The sequence below is a fragment of the Cellvibrio japonicus Ueda107 genome (genome assembly GCF_000019225.1).
GTDB lineage: Bacteria > Pseudomonadota > Gammaproteobacteria > Pseudomonadales > Cellvibrionaceae > Cellvibrio > Cellvibrio japonicus.
Genome location: NC_010995.1, coordinates 4,076,980 through 4,101,221, shown reverse-complemented (window position 1 = coordinate 4,101,221; position 24,242 = coordinate 4,076,980). Strand labels below are relative to the sequence as shown.

Below are 24,242 nucleotides of genomic sequence, written 5' to 3'. Positions count from 1 at the left end.
TCTGGAATATAGACAGCTCAAGGGGGAGGACTCAATGAATTATCAAAAATACGCTAGTAGCCTCTTACCTTTATGTTTTTGTGCATCCCAGGTTTTAGCGGCTACCGGTCAGTCGAATGATTATAAGATATCGCTTTCTGCACGCAGTGGTATGTCTGATAATGCGACAAAAAGCCAGGATAATGCAATCGATGAACGCCAGGATGAATATCGTCTCAATGTGGGTGTTAACTACAGTAACAGCCAGGTACAAACATTAGTCAATTATCAAGCCGTCGAGCAGCGTTATGCAAAAGACTCTCAAGAGAATGATGCTTATCTCGATGGTGCATCTTCTTTATTGTGGGGTACCCCGGATAGTCCGGTAGATTTACTCTTGAAGCATTCGCGGAGAACCCTGCTGCAAACACCTGACCAGATAGATATCACAAATAATCTTGATGAACGCGATATTTTTACGGTAATACCTAGTGCGCGCCTGCGTGTAACAAGTGTTGACACACTCATTCTCTCTGGTGACTTCACGAAGATAGATTACGCCCGAAGTCCTATGCGTGATTCCGAGCGTGAAGGTGCAACCTTGGCGTTGGTACATTTGCTGTCTGCAACAGATAACCTGCAATTCTCAGTACAACACACCGATGTTTCATTCAACCATTTATCATCCGCAGATTATCGTTATCTAAATGCCACCCTTAGTTATGCGGCGCAATTGCGTCAATTTATTTATCGGGTTCAGCTCGGATACAACAAAACCGAAAATGATTCGCAGGAAGATGATAGCGGTGGTGTGTATATGCTTAGTGCCGAATATCAATCAGGTTTACATAAGTGGTCTGTGTTAGCTAGCCGACAAATTACCGATTCGTCTCTGGGCGATGGTAACTATGCAGGTATTGATGGATTTCCTGGTAGCGATGGTTCGGATACTGTACAGCAGATGGAACGTTCCTATATGGAAATGCGCTGGGATTCTTCGCTATTGTGTGAGCGATGTGCCCTGCATGTAAATCTTGCTGTAACTGAAGATGACTACCTGGCGCAAACCGAGCAGGCTGATCAACGCGTAGCCGGGATTGGTTTTGGCTACCATTTTTCCAGAGTTTCACGTTTCAACTTGAGCTATGACTATAGTCAAAGGGAATTTAAAGCAGGCTTAATGGGTAAAGACTATGATTTGGCTCGAGTTCGTATAGGGTATACCTATGAGTTTGCCAATCCATTGCGGCTGGGAATTCTTGCCTCGCGAGAAAAGCGTCAGCAAAAAATCGGCGATGCTAACTATACCGAAAACTTTGTTGGTATGAATTTAACCTATGTATTCAAATAGCAATATCTATTGCCTATTACACATCAGGAAAGTGAGTCTTCTTATGAAACGCTATGTTTATCTACTGGTTATAACACTGGTTATATCGCTGACGGGATGCAGTGATAAAAAACAGGAACAGCGAGAGCAAGCGGATCGTCATATCAAATCGGCCAGTACCTATATCAGCCAGGGGCAATTACGAGCTGCTGTTCTGGAAGCACAAAACGTTGTACGGCTACAACCAGAACGTGCAGACGGGTATTTGTTGCTAGGCCGTATCTATGGGCAAATTGGTGCCTATGCCACCAGCCAGCAAATGTTATCCAAGGTGGTGAGTAAATTCCCAGAGGTTTCGACAGAGCTGGCCGAGGCATATTTGCATACCAAGAAATATCGTTCGGTGATCGATACTATCAACAATTACCCGGCATCAACTCCTGAGAATAAACAGCGCCAGGCAATTGCAAAGGCAATTGCGAATACCTATTTGGGGGACAGGGCCGGTTATGATGCGGCACTGCAAGAGTTGATAAATGTTGGAGGAGTTGAAACTCAACAGGCAAAGATTCGCGCGACCTATGTCTTGGCTCAGGGAAAGCCCGAGGAAGCCCAGGCTATTCTGGAGGCTGTATTGCCCCAAGCCCAGGAAGACACTGAACTGCTTGAGTTATTAGGCAGCATATATCTCTATTCGCAAAAATTACCGCAAGCCGAGTCGCAATTGACCAAGGTTTTAGGATTGCTGCCAAAAACGGATGTGTTAAGTGTACAGCGGGCCAGAGTGTTGTCGCAGTTGATCGATACCCTGATTCAACAGGGGCGTACTAGCGAAGCGTATACTTACCAAAAAGTATTGGCTGAAGCGAACCCTGAAAGTAATGCCGCACAACAACGATTCAACCAGGCCTTGGAGTTGTACCAGCAAAATAAATTGGAGGAAGCAGAAGCTATCCTCGCCGAATTGAGAGAGCAATTTCCTAATGATAAAAATACAGCAACCCTATTGGGAATGATCGAATTCCAGCAGGGGGATGATGAACGTGCTGCCAACTTATTCGATGAATATATAGACCCGGAAACTGCAGCGTCGAGCTTGCTGCAAATGGCCGCATTGGTGAAATACCGCAGTAATAAAATGGAAGATGCGGTAGAGATGTTGAAAAAGGCAAGTGAGAGCCAGCCTAATAACCCCGATATATTGGCGACTTATGGGCTTGCCTTATTGGATAGGGATGAAAAAAGTGCCGAAGGTGCTATGGCCCTGGAAAAAAGTTTAGCTCTTAATCCCCGGCAGCAGCGCATTCGCATTGCATTGGCAAAACGTTATATGGCCCTGGGACAACCAGAACAAGCTATCGGGCAGTTGCAAAAAGCCTATCAGGAACAACCTTTGGATTTGGTTATCCAACAGTCGTATTTGAAGTCGTTGTTTGACAATGATGAAATCAAGCGCGTCAGGGATGAAATTAATTCCTTTATCCAGCGCTATCCGGACAATGCCCGGGGGCCATTCCTTGAGGGATGGTATGCTGTTGAGCAAAAAGACTATGTGGCTGCTGAGAAGGCTTTTGAGCGTGCTTTATCCATGCCTCAAAATAGTGAAAAACAACTTGCCTATTCTGGTTTGGCTCAGCTTTATGAGTTACAGAAAAACCCACAGAAAGCAGTTGTCGCCTGGCAAAATACGATTGCTGCTAATCCGGCGGCTACTGCGCCATACAGACCGTGGCTGCGCCATATCGTTAGTTTAAACCGCCTTTCCCAGGCCGAGCTTTTTCTTAAGGAGTTAGCGCAAACATCCAAAGCCTGGCAGCCATCGTTGGTGTTGGCTGAATTGATGGCTAGAAGCGGTCGTCTGGATGATGCTTTGGTGTACGCAGAAAATGCAATGACTGACAGTAACCAGGCGCGTCAGGTAGGTGCTCGCCTGGCTGATCTTTACCAGGCCAAGGCAACAAATCTACGTATTGCTAATCAATTGCCGGAGGCGCGAGCTTATTTTTTAAAGGCTATTAATCTCTACCCGGACAGTCCCGGTTATCTTGCCGGTTTGATCGAGACGGAAATCGCTGCTAACAATATACCGGAAGCACAAAAACTCTTGGATCAGTTTGTCAAAACGGAAGATAACATGGCAGTGCGATATTATTTGCAGGGAGTGATACACCTTGCAGATAAGAAATCTGATGAGGCGCTTAAACAATTCCGTCTTTCCTGGGAGGTAAAGCCAACAGAAACCACTGCCAATGCGATTGCAGGATTTTACCAACAGCATAATCAGCAAGCGGAGCTGAGTAGGTTTCTCGATGAATGGGCTAATAAACTACCCAATAGTCAACGAATGGCTGTTATGAAAGCCATGGCTGCACAGGCTAAAAATAATCAACAGGAAGCAATACAGTGGTATGAAAAAGCACTTGAACTATCACCTAATATTCCGTTAGTTCTCAATAATCTTGCATGGCTCTACTATGAGACAGGTGATAAGCGAGCTGTAGAATTGGCCAGTAAAGCGGCACAGTTAGCACCCAATTCTGCAGCAGTATTGGATACTTACGGTTGGGTGTTAGTTGAGACCGGCAGTGTCAATCAAGGGATAGACGTATTGCAGAAAGCCGTTGATATAGAGCCTGACAATGCTGAAATTAAAGCACATTTGGAGCAGGCAAAAATTAAAGCTGCTCCATGAGTTAATGTGATCATGCACGATAAGACAGGCTCGGAGCACACCAGTGTGTTTCGAAGCCATGCCTGGGTACAGGCATGGATAGATACCTGGGGGAAACATCCGGGATTAAGACTTATGGATTTGGGGGGGAGTGCCAATCCATTAGAATGTGTTTATATCACACGCACTGCTTTTAAAAAAATCATTCCTGCTTCCTGTTTGTGCTTGGCAGGGACTGGTTTTGGAAAAATTTCAACGCCTCGTGCGGAATACAATAATCTCAATGCGTTGTTGGCCCTTGCCGGTAGCTATGAGTCTCTAATGCGGTTGCTTGCGCCGCTTCCATGGAATCTATTTCCTATACCTGATGTCATCTCTCCAGGTGTACCTGAGCAACAGGTTTTAGCATTGGCTCAGGAAGCTGATGCGGAGGCCCATATTGCCAAGAGGGAAATGGCGTACTCAGTCAATACTGGTGATTGGCAATCCTATCTTTCAGGGTTGGGAGCTAATACACGTCTTTCCTATTTCAATCGCCGTAAAAATCTCTCTGCATTAGGGCAGGTTGATCGGCATGTGTATTCTCTTGACCGGGCACATGAGTTTTTTGTGCTGTTAAACCAGTTCCATTGTCTGCGTTGGGGAAGCCCTTGTTATGCTGTAGATACACAGGCATTCATGGTTAATTTGGGGCAGCGCTTAAAAGATGAGCAAGGTCAATTATTGTTAGAAAGTTTGACGCTTAATGGCAAGGTTATTTCTGTCTTGGTAGACATCGAGTGGCAGGGCGTCCGCTACAATCTTCAGTCGGGCTACTATGAAAGTAAATATCCTAAAATTGCATTGGGAGCGCTTCATATGGGATACGCCATAGAGGACGCAATATATAAACGTCAGATTTATGACTTTATGGCTGGCTTTGGAAAAAATATCAATTACAAGGCTCGTATCGCCACTCAACAACAGCTGTTAAAAAGTTACCAGCTTGAGCGCGGCTGGGTTAAAAAACTACGCCAACTCCAGAGAATTCTACATCCTCGTGAGACACCATCGTGAGTTCAAAGTTTTCGCTAGTCCTTAAAAGCTCGGGCTTTCGAGTGTTACAAACACTTGTGGGTATTGTTATTGGCTTATTAATGATGCCGTTTTTGATCCAGACTTTAGGGAAGGAGCTCTATGGATTATGGATCGTTATTGGCAGCATTGTTGGAACTTACTATTTATTGGATCTTGGATTTAATCAGGCGGTCACCCGCTATGTTTCCAAATATATTCATCAAAATAATCCCGATGCCGCCAACCGCATTATTAATACAGCGCTGGTCATTTATTCAATTCTTGGAGTATTGGTTTTTCTTGCTTCGATCGTTGCTGCATATTTTGGGGCTGAAAGCCTAATGCAAAACTCAGAGCAACTAACCTTGGCTCAAACGATATTGGTTATAGTAGGATTTTCAATAGCACTGGAATTTCCAGCAAAGGCATTTCCTGGAATTATTAGTGCTTATATGCGATATGATTATATTGCAAAAATTAGAATGTTAAAAAGCGTTGTTGATGCATTATGTATTTATTTGTTGGTTTCTAATGGGTATGGCCTTATTTCCATGGCTTTGATCACATTAGTTACTGGTTTAATAAGCACTATATTATTTATTCGTTTTTCACTCGGATTGTTTAAGGGAATGCAGTTTGATCAAAAATTAATTGATCTTTCAACCATAAAAGAAGTTTTTCATTTTTCAAAATGGGTATTTATCACTGATTTTTCAACTATGCTTCGTGAAAAAATGGATATTTGGTTTGTGGCCTTTTATCTGGGCAATATTGCGCTTACTGTTTATTATGTAGCCATCAGATTGGTGGAGTATGCTATCCAGTTTTTGATGCAGGCAACAGGAATAACGGGGCCAATATTTACTGAGCTTTATGCAAAAAATGAAAACAATAAATTAAAAGATGCAGTAATGCTTTTTTTGAAGTTGGATGTGGCACTGGGATTGGTTGCCTTTTCTGGTTTTTGCATATTGGGATCTTCATTTATTGAGGTATGGATGAAAGGTGCAGTTCCTACAAATGAGAGCTTCTTGTGCTTATTGATTCTTATCGTAGGTAGATTATCAATTTATTTTACTAGCCCTATTAACAGTTTACTGATGACACTTAAAAAGCATCATGTGATATCTTGGTTGTCAATAATAGAAATAATAATATCTGCTTTGCTGTGTGTATTGATAATTCCTGTTTACGGTATTTATGGAGCGGCAGTGGCAATGACTGTTCCATTAATAGTGAGCCGTTTAATAACACTTCCTTTTTTAGTAAAAAGGTATGTTGAATTAGAGCTCTTTGAGCTTTTGGTACGCTTCTCTTTGGTAGTTGTTGTTCATGCAGTATTTCTTACATTTGTCTATGTCGAATGGATTAAGGGAAATAGCTTGGATTTGGCTTTTATTATATTAAGTGCGCCTGTTGTTATAGTGTGTTCATTAGTGATTTCTTTTTTTCTTTTTAATCGACAGGAAATTGGACTGTTAAAGAAAAAATTTACTAAAAATGGTTTTTTAAATAAAGTTGGATGAAAAATGAAAAGAAAGGTTTCTGTTATTATCCCTGCATATAATGCTGAAAAATTTCTGGCATTTGCTGTCAACTCTGTCTTATCTCAAACTATGGAAAATTTTGAACTGATCATTGTGGACGATGGTTCAGTTGATAACACCAGGGAGATAGCGCTGAAATTTTCCGAAAATGATATGAGAGTAAAATGCTATTCTATTGAAAATAGAGGTCGCGCAGGCGCTAGAAATTTTGGGTGTAGGCAAGCTGATGGGGAATGGCTTGCTTTTTTAGATGCGGATGATTGTTGGGCCGATAATAAGCTTGAGCGGCAGCTTGAATCTGTACAGGATGAGGTGGGTTTAATTTATACAGAAAGAACATGGGTTGATGAGAATGGAGATATATTAGAAAATCAGCCTGAAAAATATGAATTACCCCAAGGTTATATTTATGAAAAATTAATAGATGGAAACTATATTTGTACATCTAGTGTAATTTTAAAGAGAGATTTATTTTTAACGGTTGGTGGCTTTGATGAGTCGCCAAATTATAAAAACTGCCAGGACTATGATCTTTGGATAAGAATATCTCCCCTGGCTAAGTTCGTCTCCTTGCGTGAGACATTATGTTTTTATCGCTTGCACGATGATAATGCGCATAAAAATTTTTATTCTAGGTATATCGGACTTAGATCATGCATGGACAGGCTAAGAGAGGTTGGTCAAAACTATAATCTTATTAATGACGGATTTTTAAATAGGATTGATTTGAGGGAGGCAAAAATATGCGAAAGCTTCTCAAAAGTATTATTTAAAAGTAAACGATACGATATTGTTGTTGATGCGTTAGGATATGCAAAATCAAAAATGAAAATATCGTTTAAAAAACAAATAATATATGTTTTTTCATTGTTAATGAAATCGGTATGTAAAAATGAACAATAGTGATATTGAAAAAGTGTTTGAATCCTGCGTCAATTTTTTTGATGCATGCCGTATTGATAAAACTTTTTTATTTAAGCCATATATCGATGCAGAAAAAACAACTTTATATTCAAGTGCGTTTGCTGTTATGGCATATCACTACGCTGGTGTTTTAAATAGGTTTAGTGTGGATGATAAACAGAATTGGATTGATTACCTTTGCGCTCATCAAGATTCTGCCACAGGTTTGTTTGACGCCCCGGAATTATATGAAGGTATTGAGTTTCACCATAATCTTGAGCATAGACAGTTGCATTTGACATGCCATATATTGCCTGCCTTAAATATTTTGGGAGGAGAACCAAGGAGTAGGATTAGTTATGTCGATAAATTTTTAAATACCAACCACTTTATCAAATGGTTAGATGATCGTGATTTAAGTATGGCCTGGGTTGAAGGCAATAATTTATTGTTTGCAGGTCAATTGTTGATACATGAGATAGAAAATACAGGAAAAGGTGTAGAGTCTCTGGAGCTTTTGTTTTCCTGGTTAGAGAAAACTATAGACCCGAATACTGCTCTGTGGGGGACGGATAGAGGATGTGATGTTCATAAGGCAATGTATGGGGCTTATCATCAGTTGATTTTATTTTTTTATAAAAATCGTTCCATTCCGTATCAGAAAAAATTAGTGGATTCTGTTCTTTATACGCAGCATTTTGATGGGGGCTATTCAAAGTGGAGAGGTGGTGGAACATGCCAGGACGTTGATGGCATAGATATATTGGTTAATTGTTATAAAACTCTCGACTACAAAAGAAAGGAAATTAGATCCTCATTGCGTAAATGTCTTTATCATATTGTCAGTGATAGGTATGTAAAAAATAGCGGGTTTATGGATAGAAAGGGGTTCTCTTTTATTCATAACAGTATGCCAAGGACGAAAACTCCTGTAGATCAGGCCAATACATTTTCTACATGGTTTACGATGCACGCATTAATTGATATAGCCTCTGTATTAAAATATGACTCGGAATTTGTCTCGGTAAAAGATTTTAAATTTAATAACAAGTGTTCTATGGGATGGGGAAAGGATGTGGATATTAGTTATTGGCATGGTGAACCCCTTTTCGATAAGGTTAAATTTTTCTTTCGAAATTTAATTGTTGCTTGCTATGACATGTTGAAGAGTAAAAAAGCTTAACAATACGCAGGCTAAATGCTCTGAGCCCCCTTAGCGATATAGCTCTCATGGAGTCTGTTGATTATCGAAAATTGTTCCGTGAATAAGGAATCAAGAGAGCAGTAGCTTTTTTTAAGGTTTCATTTTTCGTGTTGTGGTAAGCATGGCTTTTCGATGAAAACAAGGCTGCAATAATTAATTGATAGGCTTGGGCGGAGCAGGGTTGGCTAGGGGGATTGGATTGGATACCTGTCCATCTGCATCGATCACATAGATGTATGCCTTCGCCTCTTTAAATGCTTCAGCGTTGCGTAACTTAAACTTTATCGTGTTATCAGACCATTTTGTCGGCTCGACATACTGGATATGTTTTATGGTGCAACTGTCATAGTTATCGGCATTGCATAATTCGACACGGGCTTGTGTTGTGGCGATATATATATCATCGAACCAGGCTTTGGCTGTAGTGAAAAAGCCCTGCGCCATGTGTCCCAGGCGAAAATCGATAAACTCACCATCAACATGCCTTACCTGATAATTGGTGTTATTAATACCCTGTTTCCCATCGAGCCAAGCGCGTATGATTCCATTTTTTTCGGTATAGGGCACATTGAGCTTGATGAAAAATTCCCAGCGCTGCATCCGGTTGCTGGTGTTGTCCCAGTTCCAGCCCAGATTGTTGATATTATTGGGATTTGGATTTTCTGCAGTTATTAACCCCGTACTTACATTGTTGTAGAATCCCCAGTTTTTTTGTCCGCCTGGTATCAATGGCATAGCCTGGGGAAAGCCTGCCTTGTTGCCATAGAGATAAAATTGTTTGTGATTGGAGGTGGCAGCTACAAAGTTACCGGTCATAAGTCGCCAGTAACTGATATACAGTTGGTCATAAGGTCCTTTGCCTGCCCAGCCAAAGGCTCTTATTGATTCAGGATCCACTGTCCAGTCAACGTTGACAGATTGCTTTCCGCTTACACTTTTGGATGCGTCCTGGTCGATGTGGATACCATTACCGGCATAGTTGTATAGCGTTGACCAGGTGTTGCCACTGACAGGCTTGAGTCCTGCAATGCGGTTTCCGGACGGATGGGATTCAAAATCATCCCAACTCACAATGTCGCCATTGAACAGGCCAAATCCGCTTCCAGAGACTTCGACCTCTGTTGTGCCCTCTGTTGGCAGGCTCACAATTTCTACGCGGGGGGTTGCAAGGGTATGCAGGCTAACAGCCAGTGCAATGGTGGACCCCAATAATGTAGTGAGCTTCATTCTGTCTATCTCCTGATTCGGGCTCTATAAGCCTAGACTTTGTGCTGAGATTTGTCTTAAATGAATGTGACATATATCACGTTTTGGTTATCTAATATCTTTATAAGAAACAGAAAAACTTTATTCAGCGTTTGTAGCTGATGTATCTCGAATCCTATTTTTCAGGGATCGGGTTTTGGTGAGAATTTCCTGTTCATGGTGCCTGGCAAATTCATTAATTGCCGTGGTCAAGTCGCCTCTTTTGCGAATGGCGTTTTCCACCGCGGCGGCAATTGCATGGGCGGTATTCGCCGTATAGATAAACCCCTGATTAAAGACCTCCCGGTTTACCCGTATATCAGACAGCACCGCAGGAATACCAAGGCGCGCCGCTTCGTAAGCGCCGCAGACCAGGCAGTGATCCCGGGTGGTCAAGTCTATAGCGCAGAGCGCCCCGCTAAAATAACTCAGGTAGTCATTCTCGCTGACATAGCCTAAAAGTTTCACATTGGCTGGTATAGCGGAAATCTGTGTGTTATGGATAACTTTTTGGTATTTTCCAGTGATGTAGATATCCATTGCTGGCAATTGCTTCGCTGCTTCAATCACTTCCCAATAGGGCTCATCGGCAGCCCAGGTGCAAACAAACAATACATAAGGCCTGTCGGCCTGATAAATTTCCGCGGTGTGCAGATCGGGCAGTGGGTCTGGTATCACCAGGGGGTTACCTCCCCACGCATGCACAATGTCTGCAAGGTACTGATTGCTGACAATGACGCTATCTGCATGACGGATAATCCACCTGGCAATGGCGCCCAGTATCCGACTCTTCCCTTCTGCAGGGTATATCCCGGAATTGTGGGCATCCACGAATACGGTTTTTCCCAGAAACATTTTGCAGGCTATGGCTAATGCGGAGAGGACAATGGAGGGATTCTGGACAAACAATACCTCGATTTGGCGATTCCTTATGATGTTGAGCGTTTTGCGAATCAGCTCGGGGTATTTCATGATTTTTCCGCGCTTGGAAATGATTTCAAATAACGGGATATCCAGCGCTTTGCTCATGCTCCGATTGCGGGGTTGTATCTCCCAGGTAAACCATGCTGCTTGTATTGGGTTATCTGTTTTCATGATTCAGCTATGCGTTTGTGTGTGAGTTTGGTTACTGCCAGGGTGAGGCCGAGGGCCAGCCACCAATAGATTTCGTACAGATCCATGCCAAAGAGTCCCAGGAGTATCCGCATCAACATAAAGCCAATAATTGCCTTGCTAAAATTGACCAGCAATTTATCGTTAAGTGTCGGCTCGTTGAGCTTGTCGAGAATATGTATATTAGCGATACATCGCTTAATGATATGCCATACGAATAGAATAAATACCAGGAAACCGAAGGGGCCTATATTGGTTAAAACCTCCAGATACAGGTTGTGTGTGTTCTGGCTTCGACCGAACATTTGGCTGCGTACATAAGGAAAAGCGTTTACCCCGATGCCCAGTGGGTAGGTTTTATATATTTCAATGGCATCGGCAATAATTTCCTTGCGCTTATCGCTGGACTGCCCTTCTTTTTCCTCGCCGGTAAAAATAGATTCGAATCTTTCTTTGTAGTGTTCCGGAACCAGGTTTATCGTGAGTATGCCGGCCAGCAGTACCAGCATAAAAACTTTGAATTTTCCGGTTTTCAGCTTCATGAAAAAATAAATGCTGCCAATAACAATGGCTACATAACCCGTGCGTGAGCCTGTGGTCACGATAATAATCAGGCTGAAAAAAATCAGTGTTATCAGTGCTGCGCGCAATAGGTAGCTTTTGACACTGAATAACAGAAATATGGCAAAAGGCATACAGCCAACCGCAAATCCGCTGAAGGAATTGGGATGGCCGAACATGGCTGTGGAACCGTGCAGCCTGGGGATGCCCTGGTTTTCCCAAACCAGGTTGCCGGTGAACCATCCCCAAAAACCTTCCTGGCCTATTTTTAACCAGGCCAATAGCATAAAGGCAATAATGACTCGCAAATCTTCAATGTTGCGGACGGCTGCGTAGATAAAAAAGGCCACGACCGCAAATTTAACACCCCTGTCGCTATAAATGACAATGGATGAAGCCCTATCCATTGAAAACACCGTGTAAAGTGTCAGAAAAAATATAAGTGCGAACGCATATTTAGTGACGGTATTAAGTTGGGGGGAATATTTTTTTTCTGTAAAAAAAGCAACCAGGCAACAGGCTCCAACAATGGCACCGTAGGTGAATTGAAAACGTATGGATTGTAATTGCGGAATGCGGAAGTGCAGTTCAAGGTAAAAGGCGAAAATATAAAAGCCGACCATATAGCTCAGTGCAGAGCCGCGCAACAATGAGAAAATATCGTAGTGTGAAGGGCTTTCTATGAGTGCTTTTTCGGGCAGCTTCATGGTTGGCGGCCAAGTTGGTGTTGATAAAAGTGATGGTGGTACTGCAGGCAGGATGGCCAGTTGAATGCCTGTTCTGCTTTTTCCCTGGCCTGTAATGCCAGGTGGTGACGCAAGTCGTTGTCTTCAATAAGGCGATTCAGCGCATCGGCTAAAGCCTGTGCGTCATTCGGAGGAATCAACAGGCCCGTTTTTTCGTGAGCAATCAGTTCCGGATTGCCACCGACAGCGGTAGCGATGGCCGTAACACCCTTAAACATATATTCAATCAACGCATTGCTGAGACCCTCTGAATCCGAGCAGATAACACCTATATCCAGTCGTTCGAGATACTCGGGTATCCTGTCGATGCGTCCGGCAAATTGGAGTTTGCCTCGGATACCTGAGTCCTCTGCCAATTGTTCCAGTTCTGTCCGTAAATGGCCGTCTCCCAGGATATGCCACTGGATGTCGGGGTGAGTCTTGGCAACTATGGCGGCGGCCTTGATAAATAAATCCGTGCGTTTTACCGGGCGGGTCATATTACCCACGATGCCAATATGCTGGCAGGGGCCGGTGTGTTGGATAAAGCGGAGTGCAGAGGCTTCCACGCCATTGCCGATGACAGTCATGCGCTCCAGGGGGATATTAAAGATATGGCTGAAATGATCGCGCACCATATGGGCGTTGCAGATAAACCCGGTCATGCGCCGGTAGATAAAGGGCAGCACTTTTTTCTGCTTCGGCGTCAGCCAGAAACCCAGATCGCGAAAACAGGCCAGCCGCACTCTGGTGCCTGCGATAAAGGCTGCCAGGCCACCGAAGACAGTGGAGTCCTGGAAAAAAGTTTGCACTATATCGATGTGTTCGCGGCGCAGGAATTGAATAAGGCTGAACAGCGCTTTAAGTCCCGACCAGCAAAATAATTTGGGGACATCCCATGACAGCGCAATACAGTTGGCAGGAACCAGTGAAGGATCGCTGGGACGAATGGTGAGCAGGTAAGGTTGATAGAGCGCCGGGTCAAGGCGCTCTATCAAGCCGATCAACTGCAACTCAGTGCCACCTCTGAGCAACTTGTCGATGCAGTACAGGATTTTAGTGGGAGGCCGGGTGTCGGTCGTCATACAAGGTTATCCAATCTCGCGGTAAATCCGGGCGTATTGATGGTTCATCGCCTCACTGGAATATTCTGCAATCATGCGCTGGTGTGCATGAAGTGCGAGTTCCCTGGCAAGCGCTGGTTGGTTGTACAAGGTTTCTATAGCCTTGTACAGCGCCTGGGTGTCGTTGACCCCAATTACCCAACCGGTATGTTGATGTGTAATGAGCTTTCCTATATCGCCAACCAGGGTTGTCACTATGGGTTTCTGCGCCGCGGCCGCTTCCAGCAGGCTCATGGGCATGCCTTCATCCAGGGAGGGCAATACAAATACATCGCAGAGTGCGAGCAGTTGATCCACATCTTCCCGAAATCCCAGCAGGCTTACCGCGTGGCCTATCTTCAATTGTTCTATCTGCTGCTGCAACTCATCGCGCATGGGGCCGTGGCCTACAATCAAGGTGCGGCAGGGGATGCCTGCCTGCAGTAATTTCTGTGTGGCTTCAAGCAGGTTCCACTGCCCTTTTTGTCGTGTCAGGCGCGCGCTGTTTAACAGGACAAACTCTTGTGCCCCTATGCCCAATGCTTCGCGTAACTGTGCGAGATGCTCAGGGTTGGGCGGCGCGGGAATGTTGACGCCATTGCGCACCAGCATCACCTGGTTTTGGTGGAGGCCGGCATGGCGGAGGATGGCAACTATGGGTTCGGAAACCCCGATAACTTTGGGATACCAGTGATAAAACCATTTTTCGAGGCGAATCATGGCCCTGGTTTTCAACGGTGCTTTTGCAGGTTCGAACCAGAGGTGACAGGTGGACATGATGGGGATGCCGGTCAGCAGACGAATGATAAAACCGAAAACCGACGGTTTGTACCCATGCGAATGGATCAGATCAATGTGCAACTTGCGGATTTGGCGTCCGGCTGCGGGCAATTGCCAGAGCAGTTTGCTGTTGGCGATAGGAATTTTGACCGCCTCTATGCCCTGCGCCCGGGCTGCGTCAAAAAGGTCGCTGGGACTGTCTGGTGCGGTGACTATGCAGCCGACAACGGGGGTAAATTCCCCCTGTTTTTGCATTTGCTGCGAGAGGTTCAGGATAACCCGCTCCGCGCCATAGACGCCCTCACTTTCGATAAAGTGGAGTATGCGCTTGATGCTCATGGCAGTTTCCGCTTGTAAATATCGTAGGGCAGGCCGCCGGTTCCCGCTTTGCCGCCAGGAGCGTGAACACGGGTGACGTAATCGAATTCTGTTTTAATCCGGGCGACCAGTTGATCGACTCCGGGGCGATCAAAGTTCGGCATGATAAAAACATATTGCCAGGCGGAAACAGGCAGTTGTTCACTGAGGATATCCGCCGGCGTCTGGTTGAATCCATAGTAGCTGTAACCGGTTGTCGATGTGGCGTTAAGCATATCGATCAGTTTCAGGCGGGCGCGTTCCTCCCACAGCCTGATATGGCGCAGCGTGAATGGCTCGTCGTCGGCCAATGCTTGCTGCAGCAGGCGCTCCAGCACATATTTGCGATGGCCGAGGCATTCATTGTTACAGGGCAGGAACAAGGTATCGTATCCGATGATATAGATAGGCTCATCGGGGGCAACATTGTTTTTAACCCAGTCCTGCATTTCGTTATAACGTGCATCTTCAAAACTTTTAACCTGTTGCAGGCACTGGAAACTGAAAATTCCTAGCAGCAGTAATGCTATGGAGAACTGTAATGATTTAAGGCGAAATTGACTGAGCTGGTAAACGGCTACCACATAGAAGAGTGGCAGGGCCGGCAACATCCAATAGGCACGCAACTGCCGGATTGACATAAATACAAGGATAAACAGGCCGCTGATAAACAATGCACTTTTTATCTTTTCCGGGATTTTTGTTGCGGCGTTTGCCCTGAAATGCCACAGGATGCTTGCCAACAAAGGAATGATAAGCCAACCGGTGCCCTCAAAGACCACACGGATTTGCTCGCCCCACTGAATCCATGGCGAGGCATCATCTTTAATATTTAAGGCGCGTAATTTGATATAGAGCAATGGATCAAAGAGCGTGCTGCCGGTTGCGACCAGAAAGGTAACCAGGGCCAGCGAACTAAAGCCCAGCATGGTTAATAAACCGTGCCTGAGACCATGATGGCGCCATAGGTCCAGGGTGATAAACACCGCAGCCATGGCGGCATGTAATTTAAAACCTGTTGCTATGCCGAGGGCAATCGCGGTTGCTATTAACCAGAGCAGGTGTTTCCCAAATTCCGAGCGGTAATAGCAGATGAATCCGATCAGGCTGAAAAAGGCCGTTGCGGTATCTGGCCGCGCGACCAGGTAACACCAGATACTGTTGTAACTGAGCAGGAAGAGTCCCGATGCCAGCGTGGCATACCAGTGTTTGCGGGGATTTTGCTCCAGCAGCTGGAGTGCCAGCAGATAGACCAGGCCCGCGCTGGACAGATCTATGGCCAGCATCAACAAGCGATAATTGTGTACAAACGGATCGGGTTGTTCGGTAAAGAGCCTGTAGGCATCGGCAACCACATTGAGGCCGATCTGATCCAGCTGGTTAGTGCCAATCAAGTGGCCCAGGTAGGTCAGTAATACGCTGATGCCTGCTAACCAGCTTTCCACATAGGTGCGCTGTGGTGGTGCCTCACCAAACCAGACGAGAAATGCAGCTTCATACAGGGTATTGTCATCAATGGTAGTGTAGGGGGCGCCTATGTATAAAAGCGGTAATTTAAAATAGAGGGATAGCAGATAAAATCCTGCTAATAATGCTAGGGACCAGAGCCATAAATGAGGTGTTTGTTTTTGCATTGCCGTGGAGATGCCTTATTTGTGTATTGGTGTGTTCACAGATTGGTTATTAGTAATCAAACGGAACCTGATCGGTAATTGGCTGCTGTCGCGACAGGGACCATTTAAAATAGGTAAAGTCCTGTTGTGCGGAAACCCGTCCCAACAAAAATACATGCTCTGCATTACTTGGATAATTTCGCGCCAGTACTCCGTAGTGATAACCCAGGCTTTGCGCTTGATGAATTACGGCTGGGCTTATATCTTCTTCGCGTCCATTGGGGTAGCAAATGCCAAGGGGCATAAACCCCAGTTCTTGCTGGATACGATTGGCAGACATGTGCAGCTCCTGATGCAAACTGTGTGAGTCCAGTGTACTCAGGAGTGGATGGCTCATGGTATGGCTGGCTATATCGAGTCCTTCCCTGTGCATTTCGCGCAGCTGATCCCAGGTCACTGCCTGGAATGGGGATTGTGGCTGGGAGGGAAAGGATACGTTTAGACGTTGGGCCAGGCGCTGAATAAAGTGGTTTCGCTCTACAACCGGCAGTGTAAGGCAATAATCACCAATTTTATTCCAGGTTTCATCAATATTGGTTGGTGATGTTGATAGTTGTCCCAATGGCTGGAGTTCGATGCTATCCCGGCCCTCACCTACCAGGGTGTGTGTCGTCAACAAGTATTTGATAAGGTCCGGCCAGAGCCAATGGGTTCCATCCACAAATCCGGTAGTAATATAGAGTGTGGCCGGGAGCTTGTATTTCCTGAGTAATGGCCAGGCGTGAGCATAAAAATCAAAATGGCCATCATCGAATGTCAGTGCCAATGTATAGGGCTGTATGTTGCCCGTTTTTAATTCTGCTACCAGGGTTTGCATGGGGACTATACGAAAATGATTGCGCAAATAAATCAGTTGCCTTTCAAAGAGGGCGGGAGTCATTCCACGCACACTCGGCATATCAATAACGCGATGGTACATGAGAATCTGTGGCTTATTTTTGTATCGCCATTGCATCAGGCGGAAACCGCCCAATTTTTCAATCGATTCCAGTAGCACGCGCTTGGTTGAGTTCATTTAGCACCGTCCCAGGCAAAGTTTGATCAGCGATTTCCAGCCATAGGTTGTAAATGGATCGAGTAATACCCCATGGAGGATATGTTGCAATGGCATCCAAAAGCGTTTTTCATTGCGCGCGTAAACAACGCCTTTACTGATATACATATCCGCCCAGGCTTTTCTGACGTAGCGTGGATTCAGTTGAGGTTTATGCTTTGTTACAAATTTATTTAAGATGCGAATGGCAAAATCATAACGGCCGCGATAGTTGGTCGACATCTGCCCTGACCATACCCGGTACACATAAGTTCGCTCCGGTGTATAGGCAAACTCCCAGTCCAGTGAGTAGCGCAACCACAGGTCCCAGTCGATGCCCATCCTGAACTCTTCGTCGAACACGCCATTGCGCTCAATACACGCACGCCGAATAACCGATGTGCCAAAGGGGACAAAGTTTTCAATCATGAGTTGGTTGGTAACCTGGCCGGAATGGCGAACTTCGTTGGCTGGGCGAACATAACGTCGATTTTGCTCGTCAATATTACTCACTTCGCTATAAACCACACCGACGGCAGGATTGTTAAATAAAGGAAGTTGTACTTCGAGCTTAAAGGGCTCCCAGAAGTCATCTGCGTCACAAAAAGCGATGTAGTCTCCCTTGGTATTGTTAATGCCGGTGTTCTTCGCTTTGGGTTGTCCCTGGTTAATCGTTTTCAGGTAGTAGACTCTGGTATTGGCCTGATAGGCCTGCATGACCTGCTCTGTATCATCGGTAGAGCCGTCATCGACGACAATGACCTCAAGGTTTTTCCAGGTTTGGTTAAGAATGGACTCTACCGCCTGGGCAAGGTATTGGCCCATGTTATAGGTAGCAATGACGACACTGACTAATGGTTGTGTTTGCATGTTGCGAGAATTAATTAAATCTTGCATATCGAAAACCTGTATTTCCCGGATTTCTCCTGCGGAATCTTTTCTACGTCCCTGATAATCAAATTAATACGGTCATCAAATACTTGTCGAAACTCTTCCATGAGCAATATATCCGTCTGACTTGTATATTCAACGCCTTTTACCCGATGGATAATAATTTCATATAGGTTTTCCTGAACCAGTTGCATTTGTTCCACGCCCGGTATTTTGGTCAGTGTTCGCTCAACCAACGATACCCCGGCTACCTGTCCGCCATCCGGCTTTTTGAGAAAATCCGCAACACGCCCTTCCAGGCGCCCAAGGAGTGGAGTGGTGCGTCCACAGCTGCACACTCGATGGGTCAAAACGCCCATATCTTCCACACGGTAGCGAATGAGCGGCATGCCCCAATTATTTAAGTCTGTGATGACCAGCTTTCCTGTTTCGCCGGGAGCACAGGGCTGGCCTTGCTCATTGAGACATTCGAGGATGATATGGGGACTATTGATATGCATGCCCTGATGCTGCTCACATTCAACGGCGATTAAGCCTACTTCCTCGCAGCCATAGCGATTCGATACTTTGCAGCCAAATGTCTGCTCAATTAATTGTCGCTCATGATCCAGCAGCATCATGGATGTTGCCACTATGCCCTGGGGGTTAAGGTCAATAATCTGTTGTTCATGGAGATATTTGGCGAATAAGTAGATGGAGTGAGCATGGCCAAAAATCATGTCAGGCTGGAATGATCGCCAGCGTGTGACAAACGCTGCCATGGATTGGGGGTTAAGATCCATGGTGTCTAGATAAATCATTCGATCCAATAGAAAGGCGCGTATTTTCTGTTTAAGTGTTCTGGGCGTTGGGGGGTTTCCCCATATTGCTGCGATACGTGCGCCGGGCTTCCAGCCACTAAACGCATCTGCATAGAGCTGGGCACCATTGCGTAGTTTCTGGCAATGTCGATCAAAAAATAAATTCAGGGATACCCCTGTTGAGCCACCTGTTTTAGCTTTTACCAAAGATGTTTTTTGATAATCAGAGCTGATGAATTTGTCAGTATTGTCGCGAATATCCAGCTTTGTGGTGATGGGCAGATTTTGTAAGTCTGCCAAGGTGATCGTTTGGTTCAGGTTTAGGCATGCGCGTTCAATGATAGGCTTGTACCAATCGCTGGTTTTGTGGGCATGGCGCAATAGTTGTGTCAGCCGCTGCTCTTGCCATTGTTGCAACTGGTGCGGTGGCCAGTGTTCGCACTGTCTGAGTTGGTTGAATGTATTCAGACGGACGTATCCCTCTTTCCAATCCCAAAGCCTATAAGCCAGACTGCCAAGTAAGCGATCAATTTTTTTTAGCATCATCTGATTCCTTAGCCCACCCTGGGTTTCCATAAAACAATTTTTTCACCTTTGATAAATTTCAGGAATGCCATGGTAGAGGCGATATTGATAAGGCAGAAGTAATGGGTTAACCCCAGCCAGCGGTTTTTAGTGCCGTCATTGAGTGAGACAAATGCAGCTGCACCATAAAAAAGGATTTGTATTAAAAAAGTGAGTTGATAAAAACTACCATGGCCGGTGATAAAGCCGTTGCTTATAAAGACTGCAGATAGCGGTATAAATGCCAGGTAGCGCAGTAATTTATGGCTGGTAAGCTGCAGCGTAAAAATACCATAGCGAAAAGGATCGAACAGGTGTTTCATATCCCACATGGCCCAATAAGCACGCAAGGAAACACGTACCCTCATGCGGAATTCAGATTGGGCACTGCTCAGGCTTTCTTCGTTAAGCAGGGCGCTCTCGCAAAAGATAACGCGCTTTCCCTGGGTGACCACTTTTAGTGGTAATACAAAATCGGGTAGTTGATCAGCATTCATCGGTTGGTAGAGCGATTTGCGGATGGCATCTATTCCACCGTCTACTCCAACAATAGAACCGACCTGGGTTTCCAGGCGGCGCATGTGGTTTTCATATTTCATGTAAGCGCTACATCCGTCACCAATCAAGCTGCCATCGGCATTGACATACACCATTTTTCCGGTGGCATAGCCAACCTCAGGATCATTAAAGCAGTTCACCAATTCCCGCAGTGCCTGGGGATGGTAGTGGCTGTTTGCATCGGAAAATACAATGATATCCCCACGTGCTTGGGGTATTGCCAAGTTCAATCCGGATGTTTTTCCCTGGCGGGGCATTTGGCGAATCAGATGTACGCGTGGGTCCTGTGTTGCAATGGTGTTAACCAGATTATCGGTATCGTCTTCCGATTCGTCAGAGATGACAATAATTTCTATCAGCTCTGCCGGATAATCCTGATTTAATTTGTTATGGATAGTGTCGACAATACATTTGGCTTCGTTAAACGCAGGGATTAAAACGCTGACCCTGGGGAGTGGTTGCGAGAGATCTTCTAGGGCGAGCGGTTTGCGTGGTAAGTAACGCAGTAAGAGGGGGTAGCCAATGTAAATATAAAAAATCAGCAGAGTACTAATCCAAAAGATGATATCCACAAAAAATACCTTACCGAATTAAAAGATCTTGTAATGAGTTGGCTACAGACAACAGGGATGTCCGTTCTGTTTCGCAGTTACTGGTTACACAGCGGGTTTGTAGGCTGAAAATCTGGAATTGGTTCTGCTGACGTAGTTGCGCAGGAATTTGTAGCAGTTTAGCCACTACCAGGCTGTCAGTTGTGGTGCCGGCCAAGGCAAACCACTGCAATTGTAGTACGTATCGCCCTGAGCTTTTATGGCGGTATTGCTGTAATTGCGCTTGAATGGCTCCCAGGCTAATGGTTTGCCTTTCTTCCAGTGTCCACTCCTGGTTGTTGTAAAGGCGAGCAATATAGGGGACCAGCTTATCCTGCTTGGCAGCGCGCTGGTATTGGTCAATTTGTAGGTAGGTTTCGTCAATACGGACATGCTCACTATGAGCAGGCGTGGGGAGTGTCAGCAGCAATGGCATGTGGCTTACAGGAATCGGGTTGGCTTTTGAGGAGAGCAAATCTTTAAGCGGTGCATAAACAGGAGGTTCATTCAATATTGCATTCAATAATGGCCCTATGGCCAGCCCGGCAATAATGGACAACATCAGTATCGGCCTGGGCGTCGTCGATGGGGGCAGATATTCGTGAGTTGTTTGCTTTTTAACGACAGGGGCAAAATAGATGGCAGGAAAGCCAATCAGGGCAAACAGTGCCCAGCCAAAATATTCATGATCGCTCATTAAGGCGCTTTGCATCTGTGTTTCGTAACCGACTACCACCAGGATAAAAATGCGTAGCCAATTAGCGAGTAAACCAAGGAAGGCTGCAATCACCAGGGTTATCAAGAGGTTGCGCCATGAGTAGTGATTGAGATAGCTGACGATATAGCCCAGGGCCAGTGAAATGACAAAGTAGCGAATTCCAGAGCAACCATCTGCTATCAGAATATGGCCGAAGGGAATGAAGATACTGTTGCCATCTATTACCGCAGGCATATTGATTAGCTGTACCCATTTGCCCACAACCAGGCTGCTGAGATTGACCAGGCTGTTGTTAAGTAGATCCCATACTGGAATAGCAAAGATCGGGAGAAGCAAGAGCCATTTATGTGCGTAGGCAGTACGCCAGCCATAACGGATAGTGATGACAAGAATAAATGCAGGTATTAGGGCAAGTTGGCCTAGTAGGTGAATATTGGCAACATCGGCCAGAAACCAGAGCAGTGAGGTAAGCGCGAGTAAAATCCAGCTCAGAAAAGTGATAAGTCCGGATTGCGGGTGTATAGGCCAGGGGCTGCTTTTAATAAGCGAGAAAATAAAAAAGCCCACAATCATCAAGCCGTGGGACATACCTTCGTCCCATTGTGTCCAGCGTCCATAAAGCAGGGTTAGACTGGGAAAAAAAGCAAAGCCCACCAACAGGATCAATACCAGTGGTATGAGCTGGGCTCCCGTTATTTTGAAGGGATTGACGTGTGAGTGTCGGGGGTCTTCCATGCAGGTGTCCACGTGAAAAGATGTTGGAATCTTACCTGATGCACTGTTTTTTTTATAGCGAATAGCTTTAAGGCTAACAATAAAAAAGCCGGCATTTGTAGCCGGCTTTTTATATCGCGCGCTGGTTTTACGCAGCTAAACGACGGCGGGCAGCTCCCAAGCCCAACAGGCCCAGGCCCATCAACAACAGGGTACCTGGCTCTGGCACATTACCAACAGTCACATCATCAATACCCCAGCCATCATTCTTGGTGGTATTGAGGAAGGTCAGGGTTGCGCCAACGATGTTTTTGTCACTGATAACGGTGACATAACCCAGGCTGGCATTGGGAAGTTTGTAAAAGGTGGTGGCGCTAACGCTGGAGCTGCCATCGGCAAACGTCAGTGTCAGGTTGGCGCTGACATCGGATGGGTCGGCAAGATAGAAACCGAAAGCGTTGAAATAACCGGACAGTGGTGCGCTCAGGCTCCATTCAACTTTTTTGGCATCATTGCTGTCGAGCCACAGGTCACCAGCATAATTGGAGAGGATTTCACGGCCATCTTCACCGGTATCGGCACTTTCAATCATCAGTTCATCATTGTGAACGTTGCCATCCGTAGTCTGTCCAGCTTCTACCAGAGTAAAGGTACCTACATTGGTGACGTAGCTGACGCTTTTGCTTTCCCAGGAGTGATGATCGTCCACGCCATAGACTGGGCTGCCGCCAAGGCTGTCGAAGTTTTCAACAACTGTCGGGCCGTTGAGCAGGGCCAGGAAATCGGCTTCTGCATTGGGGTCAAAGCTGATGCTAATTACAGGTGCTGCGCTTGCTGTAGCTGCCGCCAGGGCGCTGCTTGCAAGCAAGGTCTTAAATAAAGATTTCATAGCGCATCCTTCCGTTTGGAAATGAGTGAGTGTTAAACGAGCACTTTCGCTTTAAGCAATAGTCTTGCCACTGTTAAAAATATTTTATTTTTCAATATGTTGTGGTTTTTTTGGGGAGGACTGGAAAGGGGGGTGTAAGAAATATCGACTGCGCTTTTAAGCGATTAAAAGAAATCCACGTCCTGGATTGCCGGGCTCTCTTGATCCGGCGGCAGTTTTGCCGAATAAATGGCAGAAAGTGTGCAAAAAAGCACCAGGTTAATGATTTTCAGGTGTTAAATTTTCTGACAATGTTATCGATTATTATATTTTTATATCTATTTGATCTTAATGAATTCGCTATAAAGACCATGGATATCATAGGTAGCAATGTCTATCTCTGTGCCTGGGGGCAGGGTATCGACCGGGTATTCTGTTTGGTCGGATGGGAGGCGGATATATGTATAGGTATCATTTTCAGGGCTTTTGTAGCGTATTTCGTAGCCACCTATTTCATAGGCATCCAGGTATTCACCATTCTCGCGGGCATTTGGGGGTATCCAGGAAAGGAGCGGGTTAACAGCATCACTGGATGTGGAGGAGAGGCTGGCTTGTGATGAGGGTACGGCTTCTTTTGCTGCGTTGCTGTTGGCCGAAGAGGATGAATAAAAAAAGACAGAGCTTGCACTGGATACCGGGTTTGACAGGCTGCTGGTGTTGCCTGGTATTGATGAGCTTTGGGGAGCTGAACTTACAGGTGCGCCGGGCTGGATGATGGCGACCTGGCTGGTGGCATAGCTACTTGCCGGGCTGCTCACGGAGTTACTGCTCCAGACATCCGGGATTGAGCTACTGGATGAACGATTAATCGTACCTGTCCCTAATAAGGTGAGCGAGCTTGAGCTGCTGGACAAGGTAGAAACGGCAGATAATTCTGCACTGGACTCGCTGGTACTGGTTTGTATTGGGGGGGTAGCGGTGGCCTTCTTTTCCTCATAGTCAATCCCACCACAGGCGCTGAGCGTCAATGACATAAAAAGTACACGGTAAGGTGTGATGTGAGGGGTAAAAAAACGGGGCATTGCCAGTACCTGAGTTCGGATACAACTGCTGTCCGAATAATCCTTTTCTTATGATCTGTGTCTATGTTCTGCCGCTACTTTTCGGCGTTTGAGTTTTCTTTCTAGCAGTTGTTGCGGGCTCAGGTGTATGGCTTAAGGGCGCCGGGGTGCAGAATTTGTTGGTTTGGCGAGACACCC

General features: G+C 45.6%; 19 protein-coding genes. 6 read left to right on the top strand and 13 right to left on the bottom strand.

Annotation, left to right across the window (positions count from 1 at the left end; all coding sequences use genetic code 11):
* Positions 1–34: 34 nt before the first annotated feature.
* Genes CJA_RS16485 through CJA_RS16460 form a run of 6 tightly spaced genes read left to right on the top strand, consistent with a single transcriptional unit; the run spans position 35 to position 8,669 of the window.
* Positions 35–1,330: a hypothetical protein gene (locus CJA_RS16485; RefSeq protein ID WP_012488996.1), complete on the top strand. Its 1,296-nt coding sequence runs from the start codon at positions 35–37 to the stop codon at positions 1,328–1,330.
* Between the two features lie 43 nt (positions 1,331–1,373).
* Positions 1,374–4,001, top strand: coding sequence for a tetratricopeptide repeat protein (locus CJA_RS16480; protein ID WP_012488995.1), 2,628 nt, complete (start codon positions 1,374–1,376; stop codon positions 3,999–4,001).
* 12 nt (positions 4,002–4,013) lie between these two features.
* A complete protein-coding gene (locus tag CJA_RS18860; RefSeq protein WP_012488994.1) occupies positions 4,014–5,036 on the top strand; it encodes a GNAT family N-acetyltransferase in 1,023 nt (340 codons plus the stop codon).
* Positions 5,033–6,562, top strand: coding sequence for an oligosaccharide flippase family protein (locus tag CJA_RS16470; RefSeq protein WP_012488993.1), 1,530 nt, complete (start codon positions 5,033–5,035; stop codon positions 6,560–6,562). The genes CJA_RS18860 and CJA_RS16470 overlap by 4 nt, the downstream gene beginning before the upstream one ends.
* A gap of 3 nt (positions 6,563–6,565) precedes the next feature.
* On the top strand, positions 6,566–7,486 hold the full coding sequence (locus tag CJA_RS18855; protein ID WP_012488992.1) for a glycosyltransferase: 921 nt from the start codon (positions 6,566–6,568) through the stop codon (positions 7,484–7,486).
* Positions 7,476–8,669 carry a hypothetical protein gene (locus tag CJA_RS16460; protein ID WP_012488991.1) on the top strand — a complete coding sequence of 398 codons (1,194 nt, stop codon included), beginning with the start codon at positions 7,476–7,478 and terminating at the stop codon, positions 8,667–8,669. Before CJA_RS18855 ends, CJA_RS16460 begins: the two co-directional genes overlap by 11 nt.
* A 174-nt stretch (positions 8,670–8,843) precedes the next feature.
* On the opposite strand, the gene CJA_RS16455 is transcribed toward CJA_RS16460, so the two are convergent.
* The 13 genes from CJA_RS16455 to CJA_RS16395 form a co-directional block, all read right to left on the bottom strand.
* Complete coding sequence (locus CJA_RS16455) at positions 8,844–9,917, bottom strand: hypothetical protein (protein WP_012488990.1); 1,074 nt, start codon at positions 9,915–9,917, stop codon at positions 8,844–8,846.
* Positions 9,918–10,037: 120 nt separating this feature from the next.
* Positions 10,038–10,964 (bottom strand): glycosyltransferase, encoded by a 927-nt coding sequence (locus tag CJA_RS16450; protein WP_012488989.1) that lies wholly within the window; start codon positions 10,962–10,964, stop codon positions 10,038–10,040.
* Positions 10,965–11,026: 62 nt separating this feature from the next.
* Positions 11,027–12,316: an O-antigen ligase family protein gene (locus tag CJA_RS16445; RefSeq protein WP_012488988.1), complete on the bottom strand. Its 1,290-nt coding sequence runs from the start codon at positions 12,314–12,316 to the stop codon at positions 11,027–11,029.
* Positions 12,313–13,419 carry a glycosyltransferase gene (locus CJA_RS16440; protein ID WP_041551679.1) on the bottom strand — a complete coding sequence of 369 codons (1,107 nt, stop codon included), beginning with the start codon at positions 13,417–13,419 and terminating at the stop codon, positions 12,313–12,315. Before CJA_RS16440 ends, CJA_RS16445 begins: the two co-directional genes overlap by 4 nt.
* A 6-nt stretch (positions 13,420–13,425) precedes the next feature.
* Positions 13,426–14,556, bottom strand: coding sequence for a glycosyltransferase family 4 protein (locus CJA_RS16435; protein ID WP_012488986.1), 1,131 nt, complete (start codon positions 14,554–14,556; stop codon positions 13,426–13,428).
* Positions 14,553–16,208 (bottom strand): phospholipid carrier-dependent glycosyltransferase, encoded by a 1,656-nt coding sequence (locus CJA_RS16430; protein WP_012488985.1) that lies wholly within the window; start codon positions 16,206–16,208, stop codon positions 14,553–14,555. Before CJA_RS16430 ends, CJA_RS16435 begins: the two co-directional genes overlap by 4 nt.
* Positions 16,209–16,257: 49 nt before the next feature.
* Positions 16,258–17,262, bottom strand: coding sequence for a polysaccharide deacetylase family protein (locus tag CJA_RS16425; protein WP_012488984.1), 1,005 nt, complete (start codon positions 17,260–17,262; stop codon positions 16,258–16,260).
* Positions 17,263–18,177 carry a glycosyltransferase family 2 protein gene (locus CJA_RS16420; protein ID WP_012488983.1) on the bottom strand — a complete coding sequence of 305 codons (915 nt, stop codon included), beginning with the start codon at positions 18,175–18,177 and terminating at the stop codon, positions 17,263–17,265.
* Complete coding sequence (locus CJA_RS16415; protein ID WP_148208911.1) at positions 18,165–19,517, bottom strand: phenylacetate--CoA ligase family protein; 1,353 nt, start codon at positions 19,515–19,517, stop codon at positions 18,165–18,167. Before CJA_RS16415 ends, CJA_RS16420 begins: the two co-directional genes overlap by 13 nt.
* A gap of 8 nt (positions 19,518–19,525) precedes the next feature.
* The gene (locus tag CJA_RS16410) at positions 19,526–20,665 is read right to left on the bottom strand and encodes a glycosyltransferase family 2 protein (protein ID WP_012488981.1); all 1,140 of its coding nucleotides are present in this window, start codon (positions 20,663–20,665) and stop codon (positions 19,526–19,528) included.
* Positions 20,666–20,675: 10 nt separating this feature from the next.
* Positions 20,676–22,136 (bottom strand): exosortase/archaeosortase family protein, encoded by a 1,461-nt coding sequence (locus CJA_RS16405; protein WP_041551678.1) that lies wholly within the window; start codon positions 22,134–22,136, stop codon positions 20,676–20,678.
* A gap of 127 nt (positions 22,137–22,263) precedes the next feature.
* Positions 22,264–23,004, bottom strand: coding sequence for a PEP-CTERM sorting domain-containing protein (locus CJA_RS16400; RefSeq protein ID WP_012488979.1), 741 nt, complete (start codon positions 23,002–23,004; stop codon positions 22,264–22,266).
* Positions 23,005–23,321: 317 nt separating this feature from the next.
* Positions 23,322–24,065 (bottom strand): hypothetical protein, encoded by a 744-nt coding sequence (locus tag CJA_RS16395; protein WP_012488977.1) that lies wholly within the window; start codon positions 24,063–24,065, stop codon positions 23,322–23,324.
* Positions 24,066–24,242: the final 177 nt, after the last annotated feature.